The 15,733-nt window shown below is 53.7% G+C and carries 13 protein-coding genes; 8 read left to right on the top strand and 5 right to left on the bottom strand.

Going from position 1 to position 15,733, the window contains the following annotated elements:
* Positions 1-12 precede the first annotated feature (12 nt).
* Positions 13-774: an SDR family NAD(P)-dependent oxidoreductase gene (locus ACQ0MK_RS02450; protein ID WP_430474676.1), complete on the bottom strand. Its 762-nt coding sequence runs from the start codon at positions 772-774 to the stop codon at positions 13-15.
* A 241-nt stretch (positions 775-1,015) separates the two neighbouring features.
* Between ACQ0MK_RS02450 and xylF the strand changes: the two genes are divergently transcribed.
* The 5 genes from xylF (at position 1,016) to ACQ0MK_RS02425 (ending at position 6,858) form a co-directional block, all read left to right on the top strand.
* Positions 1,016-2,047 (top strand): D-xylose ABC transporter substrate-binding protein, encoded by a 1,032-nt coding sequence (gene xylF, locus ACQ0MK_RS02445; RefSeq protein ID WP_430474675.1) that lies wholly within the window; start codon positions 1,016-1,018, stop codon positions 2,045-2,047.
* Between the two features lie 100 nt (positions 2,048-2,147).
* Complete coding sequence (locus ACQ0MK_RS02440) at positions 2,148-3,413, top strand: sugar ABC transporter permease (RefSeq protein ID WP_430474674.1); 1,266 nt, start codon at positions 2,148-2,150, stop codon at positions 3,411-3,413.
* Between the two features lie 11 nt (positions 3,414-3,424).
* Positions 3,425-4,288: an ATP-binding cassette domain-containing protein gene (locus ACQ0MK_RS02435; RefSeq protein WP_350046335.1), complete on the top strand. Its 864-nt coding sequence runs from the start codon at positions 3,425-3,427 to the stop codon at positions 4,286-4,288.
* The gene (locus tag ACQ0MK_RS02430; RefSeq protein WP_430474673.1) at positions 4,285-5,469 is read left to right on the top strand and encodes a fumarylacetoacetate hydrolase family protein; all 1,185 of its coding nucleotides are present in this window, start codon (positions 4,285-4,287) and stop codon (positions 5,467-5,469) included. Before ACQ0MK_RS02435 ends, ACQ0MK_RS02430 begins: the two co-directional genes overlap by 4 nt.
* Before the next feature lie 114 nt (positions 5,470-5,583).
* A complete protein-coding gene (locus tag ACQ0MK_RS02425) occupies positions 5,584-6,858 on the top strand; it encodes an ROK family protein (protein WP_430474672.1) in 1,275 nt (424 codons plus the stop codon).
* Between the two features lie 85 nt (positions 6,859-6,943).
* On the opposite strand, the gene ACQ0MK_RS02420 is transcribed toward ACQ0MK_RS02425, so the two are convergent.
* The 4 genes from ACQ0MK_RS02420 to araD all read right to left on the bottom strand — a co-directional run bounded on the left by ACQ0MK_RS02420 (position 6,944) and on the right by araD (position 12,011).
* Positions 6,944-7,669 (bottom strand): ribonuclease activity regulator RraA, encoded by a 726-nt coding sequence (locus tag ACQ0MK_RS02420; protein WP_430474671.1) that lies wholly within the window; start codon positions 7,667-7,669, stop codon positions 6,944-6,946.
* 62 nt (positions 7,670-7,731) lie between these two features.
* Entirely contained in the window at positions 7,732-9,246 is a 1,515-nt protein-coding gene (locus ACQ0MK_RS02415; protein WP_430474670.1) for an aldehyde dehydrogenase (NADP(+)), read from the bottom strand.
* 28 nt (positions 9,247-9,274) lie between these two features.
* Entirely contained in the window at positions 9,275-10,186 is a 912-nt protein-coding gene (locus ACQ0MK_RS02410; RefSeq protein ID WP_430474669.1) for a dihydrodipicolinate synthase family protein, read from the bottom strand.
* 79 nt (positions 10,187-10,265) lie between these two features.
* The gene (gene araD / locus ACQ0MK_RS02405) at positions 10,266-12,011 is read right to left on the bottom strand and encodes an L-arabinonate dehydratase (protein ID WP_430474668.1); all 1,746 of its coding nucleotides are present in this window, start codon (positions 12,009-12,011) and stop codon (positions 10,266-10,268) included.
* A gap of 349 nt (positions 12,012-12,360) precedes the next feature.
* On the opposite strand from araD, the gene ACQ0MK_RS02400 reads away from it, so the two are divergent.
* The 3 genes from ACQ0MK_RS02400 (at position 12,361) to ACQ0MK_RS02390 (ending at position 15,547) form a co-directional block, all read left to right on the top strand.
* A complete protein-coding gene (locus ACQ0MK_RS02400; protein WP_430474667.1) occupies positions 12,361-13,407 on the top strand; it encodes a hypothetical protein in 1,047 nt (348 codons plus the stop codon).
* A 161-nt stretch (positions 13,408-13,568) separates the two neighbouring features.
* Complete coding sequence (locus ACQ0MK_RS02395; RefSeq protein ID WP_430474666.1) at positions 13,569-13,994, top strand: tripartite tricarboxylate transporter TctB family protein; 426 nt, start codon at positions 13,569-13,571, stop codon at positions 13,992-13,994.
* 50 nt (positions 13,995-14,044) lie between these two features.
* Positions 14,045-15,547, top strand: coding sequence for a tripartite tricarboxylate transporter permease (locus ACQ0MK_RS02390; protein WP_430474665.1), 1,503 nt, complete (start codon positions 14,045-14,047; stop codon positions 15,545-15,547).
* Positions 15,548-15,733: the final 186 nt, after the last annotated feature.

Here is a 15,733-nt window from a genome sequence, read left to right as displayed (position 1 = left end):
CGAAGATGCCGGTCAGACAATACCACCATCAACAATGAAGTTCTGCGACGAGCACGCAGAAGATACATCAGATGCCAAAAACAGCACCATTTGTGCAACATCATCCCCCACCAGGCGGCGCTTGACGCATTGCTGTTCCTGAATGCGTTCTTCATCTTCGGGCGTAATCCAGAGATCAAGTTGCCGCTGGGTCATGATGCAGCCCGGTGTGACCGCATTAACCCGAATGCCATCGTGGCTCCAGTCGCGGGCAAGTGCCCGGGTCAGGCCAATGATCCCGGCTTTTGCGGTTTCATAGGTCACCAGATCGGGCAAGCCCATCATATAACTTACCGAACTGAAATTAATAATGCTGCCAGCCCCTTTTTCCTTCATGCCCGGCGCAACCGCCTTGGCGCAAAAGAAATGATGGCTCAAATTCACATCAAGCCCGTCACGCCATTGCTCAGGCCCGATATCCTCCGGTGCGTGGCGGTCATCGCGTGCGGCATTATTGACCAGAATATCAATCACCCCGATGGCAGCAGACACTTCACGCACTGCACCGGGAATCGCGGCCTGATCGCGCAAATCCAATGATTTATAGACCGGTGTAACACCGTGTTCGCCGCGGATTTCATCGATAAGCGATTGCGCCGCGTCATCGTCAATATCAAAGAACCCGACATGGGCACCCTGCGCACAGAATGCGCGCACGATAGATGCACCGATCCCCGACGCACCGCCGGTAACAAGCACGGATTTCCCGTCAATGTCGTGATAACTCGCTGTCATAACGTTCCCTGCCATTTCTTTGCTTTATTTTAGACTACCAAATTAAATGACGCACTGCACCATGGATAAACCACCACAAATCAACTGTAGATGCCGACATATGGGTCATTTGATCGTCAAAAGCACTGTTTTTAATTTATTCACTAAAAAAAATTTGACAGGACGGCTTCTTCACGTCAACATTTTTTCGACAATAAAAATAAATGTCGCCGCAAGACACACTCATTCAGGGAAGAAACCGATGAAAAAACTCCTCTCAACGGCCATGTTGGCCGGTACCGTTCTGCTGTCTGCAAATGCTTTTGCAGCCGATCTCACCGTTGGCGTAAGCTGGTCGAACTTCCAGGAAGAACGCTGGAAAACAGACGAAGCCGCCATTAAGGCAGCTCTTGAAGCAGCCGGTGCTGAATATATCAGTGCCGATGCACAAAGCTCACCGTCCAAGCAGCTTTCCGATATTGAAAGCCTGATCGCGCGCGGTGCAAATGCACTGATCGTTCTGGCTCAAGACTCGTCTTCGATCGGCCCGGCTGTTGAGCTGGCCCTTAACGAAGGCATTCCGGTGGTTGGTTATGACCGCCTGATCGAAAACAAGAACGCCTATTACATCACCTTCAACAACAAAGAAGTTGGTCGCCTGCAGGCAGAAGCTGTTTTTGCCGCTCAGCCAAAAGGCAATTATGTCTTCATCAAAGGTGCACCGACCGATCCGAACGCAAATCTTTTGCACGAAGGACAGCTTGAAATCCTTCAGTCTGCAATTGACGCTGGCGACATCAAAGTGGTTGGTGAAGCCTATACCGATAGCTGGCAGCCAGCTGTTGCCCAACGCAACATGGAACAGTTCCTGACCGCAGCAGATAACAAAGTTGATGCCGTTGTAGCCTCCAACGACGGTACAGCCGGTGGTGTGGTTGCCGCCCTTTCTGCGCAGGGCATGCAAGGCATCCCTGTATCGGGTCAGGATGGCGATTTTGCCGCACTGAACCGTGTTGCGCAGGGCACCCAGACTGTTTCGGTCTGGAAAGACGCGCGCCTTTTGGGCAAGCGTGCAGCTGAAATAGCAGTTGATCTGGCAGCAGGCACCAGCCTTGGCGATGTTGAAGGCACCCAAGATTGGCAGAGCCCGAATGGTGTGACCATGAAATCTTACTTCCTTGATCCGGTCGCCATCACCCAGGACAAACTTGGTCTGGTCATTGATGCCGGTTGGGTTGGCAAAGACGTCGTCTGCCAAGGCGTTTCGAGCGGCAAGGTAGCAGCTTGTAATTAAGACAAACTGCACTTCTTCCGACCTTGCTTAACCCGGGGCCGACAGCCGTATCTATGCGCAGATCATAGGATGCCGGCCCCGCTGCTTTATGAGCTTTTTCATGTCACGACTACTTTCGAAAATGGAAGTCGACCGTCGACTGGTTGGCCTTGCCGTCGTTTTACTGATCATCTGGGTCGGCTTTGATATCGCCTCTGGCGGACGTTTTATTACGCCACGAAATATCTTTAACCTGTCGGTTCAGACGGCGTCCGTTGCCGTTATGGCCTGCGGGATGGTTTTAATTATTGTTACCCGCCACATTGACCTTTCTGTGGGTGCGATCCTGGGCGTTCTTGCCATGGTCATGGGGGTTGTTCAAACCGACTTCCTGCCGCAATTCCTTGATTACAATCATCCGATGACCTGGATCCTGACCCTTTTGATCGGCATTGTTCTTGGTGCTGCGATTGGCGGCATTCAGGGTCTGGCAGTCGGGTATCTTGGTGTCCCGGCCTTTATCGTCACACTGGGCGGTCTTCTTGTCTGGCGTGGTTCGGCATGGTGGGTCACACAGGGGCGTACCGTTGCCCCGCTTGATCAGAATTTCATTTTGCTGGGTGGTGGCATTGAAGGCACCATTGGCGCAACCTGGAGCTGGATCGTCGCGCTGATTGCCATTCTGGCCATTATCTATGCCGCGATTATGGAGCGCCGCCGTCGCTTGTCCTTTGAATTCCCGGTGAAACCGATCTGGGCCGAATATACCAACACCCTGATTAAGGCCGGTCTGGTTCTGGTCGCGATCACGACATTGAATGCCTATCATTTGCCAACCCGTGCGGCTGAACGTCTTTTGGAAAACAAGGGCATCCCGGTCACACCGGAAAACATTGAAATTTCACATGGCATTCCCATCCCGCTTCTGATTGTTGCCCTGGTTGCGATTGTTCTGACCATTGTCGTCAAACGCACCCGGTTTGGTCGTTATATCTTTGCCATTGGCGGCAACCCGCAGGCGGCTGAACTTGCCGGAATCAATGTCAAACGCATGACTGTTGCTGTCTTTGCCTTAATGGGTGTTTTGTGTGCCATCAGTGCCGCAATTTCATCTGCACGCCTGCAATCGGCTGGCAATGATCTGGGCACGCTTGACGAATTGCGTGTGATTGCAGCAGTCGTTATTGGCGGCACATCATTGGCTGGTGGTGTCGGCACGATTTACGGTGCGTTGATTGGCGCCCTTGTGATGCAAAGCCTTCAAAGTGGCATGGCGCTTTTGGGTGTTGATACGTCGCTTCAAAGCATCGTTATCGGCTTGGTCCTTGTTCTGGCTGTCTTTAGCGACAAGTATTTCCATCGCCGTTACAGCGACCCGACCGCGTAAGGAGACCGGACATGACAGATAGCAACATCAACAAAGATCCGCTGGTCGAAATGCGCGACATCCATATCAGCTTTGGCGGGGTCAAGGCGGTTGATGGCGTTTCCATCGACCTGTACCCCGGCGAAGTGGTCGGTGTGCTTGGCCATAATGGTGCGGGCAAATCGACCTTGATCAAAATCCTGTCGGGCGCGTATCAAGCCGATAGCGGCCAGATCATTGTCGATGGCAAAGAAGCCAAAATCGAGAATGCCCGTGATGCGCGCGACAATAATATCGAGACGATTTATCAAAACCTTGCCTTGGCCGATAATCTTGATGCCGCCCAGAACCTGTTTTTGGGACGCGAATTTGTCGACAAGTTTGGTTTTCTTGACGATGCCAAGATGGAACATAAGGCGCGTGAAGTTCTTCATCGTTTAAACCCGAATTTCAAGAAGTTCACATCGCCCGTTTCCGCCCTGTCGGGTGGTCAACGCCAATCGGTTGCCATTGCGCGCGCGCTTTTGTTTGAAGCCCGCGTCCTGATCATGGATGAACCCTGTGCCGCCTTGGGCGTGCATGAAACCAAAATGGTTGGCGAACTGATTGATCAGCTTAAACGCGACGGGTTGGGTATTTTGTTGATCAGCCACGATCTTCATGATGTGTTTGATCTTTCTGATCGTCTGCATGTCATGAAGAACGGCAAACTGGTCGGCAGTGTCCGCACCGAAGATGTCACCCATGATGATGTACTTGGCATGATCATTCTGGGTAAGATGCCCGAACATCTTTTGCATCTGGCCGGACCGGGTGCGACCAATATTCCTGCATCATCTGATGCAGTTAGCGAGACAAGTGCCATTAACAGCGAAACAAGCGAGACCACCTTATGACCGACGGCTTTCCGGTGACCCAAACCGATATCCTGCCCGATGATGCCAACCGCGCCATTCTGGTCGGGCGCATCTGGGACCCACGCGTATCAGGCCCGACACCGGTTCTGGTTGATGGCGAAAATCTGCGCGATATCAGCAGCCTTGCCCCGACCATAAGCCAGCTTCTTGAACGTGACGATCTGGTGGCGCGGCTGTCGAATGCGGCAAGCTTCCCGACCGTTGCATCGTTTGGCGATATCCTTGCGCAATCGCGCCCGGGCACAGATGCGAAAACCGCACATTTCCTTAGCCCAAATGACCTTCAGGCCATCAAGGCAAGCGGTGTCACTTTTGTCGCCAGCCTGCTGGAACGCGTGATCGAAGAACAAACCCGCGGGGATGCCAGCAAGGCCGATCAGATCCGGACTGAAATCACCGGCATCATTGGTGATGACCTGTCGCAGGTTAAACCGGGGTCGGAAAAATCCGCCGAGATCAAGCGTATCCTTATTGAGAAAGGCGCATGGTCGCAATATCTTGAAGTCGGCATTGGCCCGGATGCGGAAATTTTCACCAAATCGCCGGTTATGTCCGCCGTTGGCCATGGGGCGCATGTCGGCCTGCACCCCATTTCAACATGGAACAACCCGGAACCTGAAGTGGTTCTTGCGGTAACCTCGAACGGGAAAATCGTTGGGGCCAGCCTTGGCAATGACGTCAATCTGCGCGATGTCGAAGGCCGATCCGCCCTTCTGTTGGGCAAGGCCAAAGACAATAACGGCTCTTGCGCAATCGGGCCGTTCATTCGCCTGTTTGATGATCATTTCACCCTTGAAACCATCAAGGGTGCCGATATCGCCATGGCGGTTGATGGACAGAATGATGGCTATCACCTTGATGCCGTCAGCTCCATGAGCCAGATCAGCCGTACCCCCGAAAGCCTTGTCGGTCAGGCCATTGGCAAACATCACCAATATCCCGATGGCTTCATGCTGTTTTTGGGAACCATGTTTGCCCCGACCGATGATCGCGGCGGTGCGGGTAAAGGCTTCACCCACCAGATGGGCGATCTTGTCACCATCGCCACGCCAAGCCTTGGCAAACTGGTTAATCAGGTGGATCGATCTGATGCCATCAATCCATGGCAGTTTGGCATCACCGCCTTGATGACCAACCTTGCGGCGCGCGGGTTGCTTTAGGCACCCAAACGCTCCCTGTCCTAATCCCTTGCCAAAACGGGACAAAAAATGCCCATATCTACAAGGCGGGTGCAAAACCCGCCTTGTCCATTTCACAGGATACATACCAGCCCCATGAACCGCCGCACGGACAGCGACACCCCACGCCAACCATCCCAGATCGCGATCTTGCGTTATTTGCGCATTCACGGCCCGGCTGCACGTATTGATATCGGCAGCGCCACGGGCCTTAGTCCGGCAACGGTAACGTCCCTTACCGCTGATCTGATGACCCAAGGGTTGGTACAGGAAAGCCAAAGCGCGAACGCACAAGCTACGGGCACCGGAAATGGCAACGGCAACGGAAATGCGAATGGCAATCACGGCGCCACACGTGGCCGCCCCAAGGTTCTGCTTGATCTGGTGCCAAATGCCGCCTGTGTCATCGGGGTTAAAATCACCATCAATCTGATTGAAATCGCCCTTGGCAATTTCAAGGGCGAGATCGAACACAGCTCGGAACACAGCATCAATACCCGCGATCTTGATGAAGCCGAACTGATCGCGACCCTGATCAAACTGATTGATCGCTTTATCGATAAGCACAAAAACTTTTCAGCCCGCCCGCCTGTCGGGATCAGCATCGCCGTCCAAGGTGTCTGCGACAGTAATAGCGGCGAGATCATCTGGTCGCCTGCCTTGCGTCAACGCAACATCGCCCTAACCAAGGCACTGAGCGAACGGTTCGGCGGCATTGTGCAAATGTCGAACGATGCCAACTGCATCGCCACCGCCATTTCGCAAAACACCAACTTGCATCGCGGCGGTGATTTTGCCGTGATCATGCTGGGCTATGGCATTGGTATGGGACTGGTTTTAAACGGGTCGGTTTATAATGGTGATTTCGGAACGGCCGCCGAATTTGGCCATACGAAATACCAACCTGACGGTCCGTTATGCAATTGCGGACGCCGTGGCTGTCTTGAAGCCTATATCGGTGATTACGCCATTTTGCGCGATGCACGCGGGATCATTGATCTGCCTGACGCCAACAGCCTGCATCCCAGCGAAGAACAAATGATGGATCTGGTCGCCCGTGCGCGCGGTGGTAACGAAGATCTGGCCGATTTGTTCCGCCATGCGGGCAAGGTTCTTGGATACGGCATTGCCAATCTGATCGCGCTTTTAGGTCCGAAACAGATTTTCATCACCGGATCGGGCGCACGGGCGTACGACATGATGGAACCGGAACTCATGCGCGGGCTGAGCTTGGCGCAAGTGCCCGAGCTGCGCCGAGGACCGGAAATCGTCCATCTGGCATGGGACAAGGATCTGGCCCTTCAAGGGGCCATTGGGCAAAGCCTTTTGCGCCACGACGAAAATATGTTTCAGGCAGCCGTCGCTGTCTGATCCGCAGCACGACGATCCTGCACTGTTGTCATAAAAAAGCCGCCCCGGTTCAGGAGCGGCTTTTGTTTTGGCTGTCAAAACGAACTTAACGCCCGTTTTTCTTGCGCCATGCTTCAAAGTTGGCCTTGGTTTCATCCTTGGTCGGCGGATACAGACCAATGATTGATGTGCCTGACATGACTTCTTCAAGAACGAAGTCTTCAAAGCTTTCCATGCCTGCACATTCTTCGGCCAGTTCATCTGCCAGATGGGCCGGAATAACCACAACGCCGTCTTTATCACCAACCAAAACATCGCCGGGGAAGACAGGCGCATCGCCACAGCCAATCGGCACATTTATGTCATAGGCTTCATGCAGGGTCAGGTTGGTCGGTGCAGACGGGCGCGAGTGATAGGAATGAATGGCAAGCTTGCCAATGCCATCGGCATCGCGAAAACCACCATCGGTCACAACACCTTCAACGCCGCGCTTCATCAGACGGGTGATCAGGATCGAACCCGCCGATGCAGCACGCGCATCTTTACGGCTGTCCATCACCAAAACATGACCGGCCGGGCATTGTTCGACGGCAACGCGCTGCGGATGATTGGGATCGCGAAAAACGTCAATCGGGTTGCGGTCTTCGCGGGCCGGGATGTAGCGCAGTGTATAAGCCTGCCCGACCATGTGTTCATCCTTAGGCGCAACCTGCTGCACATTCTGGATGTACTGGTTACGAATGCCGCGCTTGTAAAGCGCTGTGCAAAGCGATGCGGTACTTACGCGTTTAAGCTTGGCGCGAGTTGCGTCGCTCAGGACATAATCGCTCATATTTCATACTCCGGGGAGTGCCCGGCTGATCACAGCCGGGCGATATCATGGTGAAAAAGAGATCAGGCAATATCAGTCGGCAGGACATCCGCCGGAATGTTCTGATAGCAAACCGGACGCAAGAAACGCCGGATCGACATCGTCCCAACCGATGTTGCGCCAAAGTTGGTCGATGCCGGATACGGCCCGCCATGAACCATGGTGTCGGAAACTTCCACCCCGGTCGGGAAACCGTTGGCCAGAACACGCCCTGCTTTGCGTTCCAAAATCGGAAGCAATGAACGGGCATCGGCCGCATCATCGGCGTCCAGATGCAGCGTGCAGGTCAACTGACCTTCAAGCGATTTGGCAATAGTGCGCATTTCCACGACATCTTTAACCCGCACGACCAGACCAAGCGGTCCAAAGACCTCTTCACCCAGTTCATGGTTTGAAAGCCAGTTCTCACCGGTGGTTTCAAACAGATAAGGCGTTGCATTGCGAAGATCACATGACGTGGTCAGAACGTCTTTCACACCAGACGTTCCGGCAATCCGTTTGGCACCGGCGCGATAGGTTTCTGCCATGCCATCGGTCAGCATGGTCTGGGCGGCAACGCCCGACAAACCTTCTTTGGCCGATGCGATAAAGGCATCTGCATCCGGCCCGTCAATCACAACCGCAATCCCCGGATTGGTGCAGAACTGCCCCGCACCCATGGTCAGTGACCCGGCCCACCCCGTACCAAGCGCAGCACCGCGTGCCTTAACGGCAGCAGGCATCATAAACATCGGATTGACCGAACCCAGTTCGCCAAAGAACGGGATCGGTTCCGGGCGTGCCGCACACAGATCAAACAGCGCACGACCACCGCCAAGCGATCCGGTAAAGCCAACCGCCTTGATCAATGGATGCTGCACAAGACTTTGGCCGACATCACGCTTGCCACCCTGAATAAGGCTGAACACGCCGGGATGAACACCGCATTTTTTAACAGCGACATCAATTGCCTGTGCGACGATTTCACCGGTTCCCGGATGGGCAGAATGGCCCTTCACGACAACCGGGCAACCTGCGGCCAGGGCCGGTGCTGTATCGCCACCGGCAACCGAAAACGCCAGCGGGAAGTTCGAAGCACCGAATACAGCAATCGGGCCAATCGGACGCTGCATCAAACGCAGATCCGGGCGCGGCAATGGCGCACGATCGGGCAATGCTTCGTCATAACGACGATCCAGATAGGCCCCATCAAGGATATGACTTGCGAACAAGCGCAACTGGCCAACGGTACGACCGCGCTCGCCCTGAAGACGGGCTGCGGGCAGACCGGTTTCCTGCGTGCCGATTTCGGTGATTTCATCACCGCGTGCATCGATTTCATCGGCAATGGTGTTGAGAAGCTTGGCGCGTTCTTCACGGGTGGCATAGCCAAACGTCCAGAATGCGTCTTCTGCAGCCTTGGCTGCCTGATCAACAAGGGCCGGGGTTCCGACCGGGAATGTATTGGCCGGGCCGTGGGCCGGTTCGGACTGAAACGTCGTCTCACCTGCGACCCAGTCGCCTGCGATAAGATGTTTGCCGGTTAGTGTATAGGTCATAGATGCCTCCTTCGTGCGGCGGGGCCGCTTATTTCACAAGATTATTTTGACGCATGAAACCGACCAGCTTTTCGTGCTGCGTATCGGTCAGTGGCCAGGCAGATGGCGGGCGCGTTGCACCACAATCATCACCCAGCAATTTAAGAGCCGCCTTCACACCGGTCACGTTGGTGCCGTTCATTTCTTCGGCACGGACTTCTTCGAAGGCTGCCATGTCATGGATAAGCTGACGGGCCTTGGCATAGTCACCACCTTCTAGCGCGGCATGAATGGCCATGGAGCGTTCCGGCCAGACATTGATCAAACCCGATGTAAAGCCACGCGCACCGACCGCATAAAATGCCGGCGCCCAGGTTTCAGCCAACCCGCCGACCCAAACAATATCAGGGTCACATGCGTTAATTGCTTCGGAAAGCTTCATGGCATTTGGCGTTGCCCATTTCACACCAGCAACACCTTCGATCGCGCACAGATCGCTGATTGCTTTGGTGCCAATCGTATCGTTGCGCAGATACAGCATCATCGGAAGCCCGCCCGATGCGTCTGCAATGCGCTTGATATAATCAACAACCCCGCGGGGTGCGACAAACGGGTCTGGCGGCTGATGGATCATCAATGCTTCGGCCCCGGCCTCTGCCGATGCCTTGGCCAATGCGCAGGCATCGCGCACACCGCGCCCAATCCCGGCCAACATCGGTGCGCGACCATCAAGCATCTCGGTAACAGATTTTGCCATGGTGATAGCTTCATCGGTGGTCAGCGCATAAAATTCGCCGGTATTGCCATTCACCACCGGAAAATGCACACCCGCGGCAAGCGCACGGTCAATGATGGGGTTTAGCTTGGCGGGTGCCAGATCGCCATTATCGTCATAAGGTGTGACAAGAATGCCGGAAATGCCCGACAGCACGCCACGCAGGTCGGCTTTGGAAAGTGCCATGGATCGATATCCCTGAATGATGCAGTTCGCAAGGGTGCCAATCACACCCCTGCATCGTGTTTTTATGTCTGTCTATTGCTTAATAGATGTCCGGCTCGCCCGCCGTTTCGCCAAATTCCGGCGACAGGAAATCAAAGTCACAGCCTTCATTGGCCTGTGTGACATGCTTGCCAAACATCCAACCATATCCGCGCTGAAAACGTGGCTCCGGTTTTTGCCAAGCGGCCCGGCGACGTTCGATTTCATCTTCCTCGACCAGCATGTCCAAACGACGATTATCAAGATCAAGCTTGACGATATCGCCAGTTTTCAACAGTGCCAGCGGCCCACCAATATAAGATTCCGGCGCAACGTGAAGCACACAGGCGCCATAGGACGTACCCGACATTCGCGCATCTGAAATGCGCAGCATATCTCGGTGTCCCTGTTTGATCAGAGCCTTGGGAATTGGCAACATACCCCATTCCGGGAAGCCCGGCCCACCAAGCGGCCCGGCATTGCGCAGTACCAGAACATGATCAGGCGAGACATCAAGGTTCTCGTCATCGATCGCCTTTTTCATTTCCGGATAGCTGTCAAAGACAAGGGCTGGTCCCTGATGATTGCGGAACCGCTCATCACAGGCAGCCGGTTTGATCACCGCCCCATCCGGGCACAAGTTCCCGCGCAGAACCGCAAGCGATCCTTCATGATAGACCGGGTTCGACAAGGGTCGAATGACATCGTTATTATAAACCGTCGCACCTTCAAGCGTCTCGCCCAGCGTCTTGCCCGTCACCGTGATGACCGACCGATCAAGCTTGTCGCCAAGTTCCGCCATCAGGGCACGCAAGCCACCCGCGTAATAGAAATCTTCCATCAGATAATCGCCCGTGCCCGATGGGCGAATATTGGCGATCAGCGGTGTTGACCGACCAAGTGCATCAAGATCATCAAGTGTCAGTTTGATCGACGCACGGCGCGCCATGGCCAGCATGTGAACAACCGCATTGGTCGAACAGCCGGTTGCCATGGCAACAACCGCGGAATTTTTGATCGATGCCGGGGTGACGATTTTTTCCGGGGTCAAATCTTCCCAGACCATATCGACAATGCGGCGACCACATTGGGTCGACATCCGAATGTGACCAGCATCTGGTGCCGGAATAGATGACGCACCGGGAAGACAAAGACCCATCGCCTCGGCAATCGCGGTCATGGTTGATGCGGTGCCCATGGTCATGCAGTGACCGTAGGAACGGGCAATGCCGCCTTCGACACCGACCCATTCTTCGTCACTGATGTTACCAGCACGGCGTTCATCCCAGTATTTCCACGCATCCGACCCGGATCCCAGAATTTTACCGGCATAGTTTCCGCGCAGCATCGGACCGGCCGGCAGATAAATCATCGGCACACCGGCCGACAATGCGCCCATCACCAGACCCGGCGTGGTTTTATCGCACCCACCCATCAACACCACACCATCAAGCGGGTGCGAGCGGATCATTTCTTCGGCTTCCATCGCAAGCAGGTTGCGATACAACATCGACGTTGGCTTGGTGAAACTTTCATCAACGGAAATAGTCGGCAGCTCAACCGGGAAACCGCCAGATTGATGGACACCCTTTTTGACATCACCAACGCGTTCGCGGAAATGGGCGTGGCATGGGTTAAGCTCAGACCAGGTATTCAGGATACCGATCACCGGACGCCCGGTCCAATCTTCGGGATCAAGGCCCATCTGCATCAAGCGTGATCGATGACCAAATGAACGCAGATCGTCCGGCGCAAACCAGCGTGCACTTCTAAGATCTTCTGCGGATTTTTTAACTTTGTCGGACATGGCGTTCCTCCCGTCTTTTGGCTTTTGCCGATCATAACACTCTATACGCGATCAGGGTTGGCCTGTACTTTTCATTGATGATCTATGTATGCGCATACACTTACAAGATGTCAAGCATCCTTACAGGCTAAAACGGCAGAAACATTCACGCTAAACAATCGACATATTCAGCGATTGACAGGGATCGCAACAAGATGTATCAAATTATGTATGCGCATACATGCGGCTTGAAAATTTACAAGTTAAATAACAACAAGAACAAGCAACGCCAACGCCTTATGGGAACCACACCATCAGGTTATTCGGGGACACCCCTATATTCAGGACAGCGTCATTTGGGAGGAATCTTATGACCACACTCTTTAAATCCATCGCCGCAGCAGCCGGTTTTGCTGCCATGGTTGCATCACCAATTCTGGCTTCTGCTGCTGATCTGCCCAGCAACATTCGCCTTGTAATCGGTTCAAAATCAACCGGTGGTGACACCTATCAGAACAGCGCCATCGTTGCCGACGCACTGGCCAAAAAACTCGACATCAATGTAAAGGTTGATGCGGTTGGTTCAAGCGAAGCTTTCAAGGCCCTGCAGCGCGATTCGCGTGGCACCACGATCATGATCTTCCATGATCAGTCCTATCTCGGGAACCTGTATGGTGTTCGTGGCTATGACGACATCTTTGATAATTATGTTGTCGGCCCGACCGTCGCGATCAATCCGGGCAATGCTTACCTTGTTCCGAAAAACTCGCCGATGCAGTCCATGGAAGACGTGATCGCAGCAGCCGCTGCCGGTCAGCGCGTCCGTGTTGCCATTCAGGCAGGCGGTGTTTCCGAAATCGGTTTCTCGGCACTTAAAAACGCTGTCAAAGTTATGCATCCGGGTTCAGAAGGCAACATCGTCCCGGTCAATACCGGATCGCAAGCTGATAAAAACCAGTTGATGTTTGATGGTCAGGCCGACGTAATCAACGGTTCGGTTCAAGCCAACGAACAGTTCACCCAGCTTGATGCCGATGATCAGAAAGCAATGCGCTTCATCTGGCTGACCGCACGTGAAGAAACCATCGCACAGGCAAATGCCGAAGGCATGGGCGACACCACCCGTGACGAACTTCTGGCCTTCACCACCCCGAATGTCAGCGTCACCCTTGATGGTTCCAAAGACTTCACCTTCGACAAAGAATTCTTCTTGTTGTTCAACAAAGACATGGATGCTGAACAGATTGCGGTCATTGATACCGCATTGAAAGAAATCTACGAAGCAGGTGAAATCCAGAAAACCCAGAAAGCTTCGTTCTTCATCCCGAACTACAAGCCACAGGCTGAAGCAGCGGCGTATCTGAAAGCAAAGCGCGACGAATACCGTCACGTCATCGACGCGATTGCAACCAACTAAAATACTGGCTGGCCCGGCATTTCTATGCCGGGCCCCTTTTGCCTGATCTGGTGGAACGCATGTGAACCCACCGCCAATCCCATAAAACACCCCCTGCCCGATTTCCCTATTGCCTGGAAATCAGCACCATGGGGGAAACAGGCACAGTCCGGAGGCGTCCCATGTCGTTTGACTCCCCCTTTCATGTGACGATTGATTTCAGCACGTCACACACGATTTTTCCCACGATTATCGCCGTAATTTTGGGGATTTTGTTTATTTCCATTCTGATCACCCGTGGCCGCACCATGCTGGCAACAGTGACCAATGGCGCTTGGTGGCCCGCAGGCATCGACCATAAGCGTTTCTTTGGCACGCTGGTTCTTACCGTGATCTATTTTATGGCCATGCCCTCGGTCGGGGACATTTTCCCCAATACAGGACTTGGATTTTACCTGTGCTCGATCCCGTATCTGTTCGCACTAAGCACATTGTTCTTACATGAACGAAGCCGTCGAACCCTTACCATCGCAGCCGCAAACGCGATCATCGCGCCAAGTGTCGTCTGGTACATCCTGTCCGAACTTTTCAATATTTCGCTGCCTTAAGGGTCCGATACAGACCCCGTTCTGGCGCGGATTGAGCCAAGAGATTTATCATGGAACTCCTATCCATTCTGACACCGCTGTTCTTCGCCTTGGTTGCTGTCGGCACCGTGATCGGCATCATTTTCGGGGCCATCCCCGGCATGACGGCAACCATGGCCGTTGCTGTCTGCTTGCCGCTGACATATTCGCTTGGTCTTGAAAACGGGTTGGCCCTTTTGCTTGGCCTATATGTCGGGGGTATTTCCGGCGGTCTGGTCCCGGCGATCTTGCTGAACATTCCGGGCACGCCATCCTCGATCACGACCACCCTTGATGGCTATCCGATGACCCAGAAGGGCGAAGGCGAACGTGCGCTTAAAATCGGCATCACATCCTCGCTTGTCGGTGGTTTGATCAGCCTTGCTGCACTTTACCTGTTTGCTCCGGCACTGGCCGATTTTGCGATCAAATTTTCCTATATCGAAAAATTCCTGATCATCTTCTTTGCCCTGACTGTGATGGCCGCCCTTTCAAGCAGCCTTCTGGTCGGGATTTTCAGCGGTTTTCTGGGCATTTTCATCAGTCTGATTGGCGCCTATGACATATCGCGCGGCGGCAATGGCGAATTGCGCCTCGTCCCGGAATTCCTTGAATATTATCTTGAAAGCGGGTTTTCCCTGCTGCCGGTTCTGATCGGCCTGTTTGGGTTGGCAACCATCCTGATTGAAGCCGAACAGGGCATGAAAGAAGGTCAGGGACTTTCGGGTGTTAAAATCGGCGGCAAGCCTTTCAAGATTTCAGTGTTCAAAGGTCAGATCGTTAATCTGTTTCGGTCATCGGCCATTGGCACCTTTGTCGGCATTCTTCCCGGCGTTGGCGGCAGTGCGGCGTCCATTCTGGCCTATAGTCAGGAAAAGAACTTTTCCAAGAACCCGGAGAAATTCGGCAAGGGCGCACCAGAAGGTGTGATTGCATCGGAAAGTGCCAATAACGGCCTGACCGGTGGTGCCTTGGTCCCGTTATTGTCGCTTGGTATTCCCGGTGATTCAACCACCGCCATTCTGATCGGTGCCTTTACCCTGCAGGGCATTCAGGTTGGCCCGCTTTTCATCGGCAACAATCCGGTGACGTGGAATGCCATGATCATTGCCATGCTGGTAGCAAATATCGTGATGTTTCTGGTCATGGTCTTTGCCATCCGTCATCTGGCCAAGGTGGTCACGGTTCCGAAAAATATCCTGTTCCCGATCATCCTGATGATGTGCGTGGTTGGTGCCTATACGATCAATTACGGCGTGATGTTTGATGTCTGGACGCTTTTGATCTTTGGCTTGTTTGGCTATTTCGCCCACAAGGTCGGGCTTGAAATTGCGCCCTTTATCATCGGCTTTATCCTTGGTCCGTCGGCCGAAATATATTTCGTCAAAAGTCTGGAATCATTTGGCACACTTTCGATCTTCTTTACCAAAAGCTGGATCGCCGGATTGCTATGGGTCCTGATTGCCCTGTCGATTGCCTTTTCGATCTCGGTCGCGCGTAAGAAACACCGCATGGAAAATGGATCAGACAGCTAAATGAAATACACCTGGGCAAGAAGCGACAGTTCCCTCCCTGTGCTGTAACACGGTCATCACCCAGACCACGCTTCTTGCCCGCCTTTTATCGCTGATGTAATGTCCAAAACAGGTTGTTTCAGCCGGTTATGGACTTCACAATCGCCCTGCATTTCAACGTGCACGGCCAATAGATCAAGAGACAAA

It is taken from the genome of Thalassospira lucentensis (genome assembly GCF_050516545.1).
In the GTDB taxonomy this organism is placed as follows: Bacteria; Pseudomonadota; Alphaproteobacteria; order Rhodospirillales; family Thalassospiraceae; genus Thalassospira; species Thalassospira lucentensis_C.
The sequence above is the reverse complement of the archived record's forward strand: the minus strand, read 5'-3'. Positions and strand labels throughout refer to the sequence as shown.

What these genes read in the sequence shown, in the direction of transcription:
- ACQ0MK_RS02450 (WP_430474676.1), bottom strand. Translation starts at nt 774, where the DNA reads ATGACAGCGAGTTATCACGACATTGACGGGAAATCCGTGCTTGTTACC.
- araD (WP_430474668.1), bottom strand. Translation starts at nt 12,011, where the DNA reads ATGTCCGACAAAGTTAAAAAATCCGCAGAAGATCTTAGAAGTGCACGC.
- ACQ0MK_RS02420 (WP_430474671.1), bottom strand. Translation starts at nt 7,669, where the DNA reads ATGAGCGATTATGTCCTGAGCGACGCAACTCGCGCCAAGCTTAAACGC.
- ACQ0MK_RS02400 (WP_430474667.1), top strand. Translation starts at nt 12,361, where the DNA reads ATGACCACACTCTTTAAATCCATCGCCGCAGCAGCCGGTTTTGCTGCC.
- ACQ0MK_RS02425 (WP_430474672.1), top strand. Translation starts at nt 5,584, where the DNA reads ATGAACCGCCGCACGGACAGCGACACCCCACGCCAACCATCCCAGATC.
- ACQ0MK_RS02390 (WP_430474665.1), top strand. Translation starts at nt 14,045, where the DNA reads ATGGAACTCCTATCCATTCTGACACCGCTGTTCTTCGCCTTGGTTGCT.
- xylF (WP_430474675.1), top strand. Translation starts at nt 1,016, where the DNA reads ATGAAAAAACTCCTCTCAACGGCCATGTTGGCCGGTACCGTTCTGCTG.
- ACQ0MK_RS02410 (WP_430474669.1), bottom strand. Translation starts at nt 10,186, where the DNA reads ATGGCACTTTCCAAAGCCGACCTGCGTGGCGTGCTGTCGGGCATTTCC.
- ACQ0MK_RS02395 (WP_430474666.1), top strand. Translation starts at nt 13,569, where the DNA reads ATGTCGTTTGACTCCCCCTTTCATGTGACGATTGATTTCAGCACGTCA.
- ACQ0MK_RS02435 (WP_350046335.1), top strand. Translation starts at nt 3,425, where the DNA reads ATGACAGATAGCAACATCAACAAAGATCCGCTGGTCGAAATGCGCGAC.
- ACQ0MK_RS02440 (WP_430474674.1), top strand. Translation starts at nt 2,148, where the DNA reads ATGTCACGACTACTTTCGAAAATGGAAGTCGACCGTCGACTGGTTGGC.
- ACQ0MK_RS02415 (WP_430474670.1), bottom strand. Translation starts at nt 9,246, where the DNA reads ATGACCTATACACTAACCGGCAAACATCTTATCGCAGGCGACTGGGTC.
- ACQ0MK_RS02430 (WP_430474673.1), top strand. Translation starts at nt 4,285, where the DNA reads ATGACCGACGGCTTTCCGGTGACCCAAACCGATATCCTGCCCGATGAT.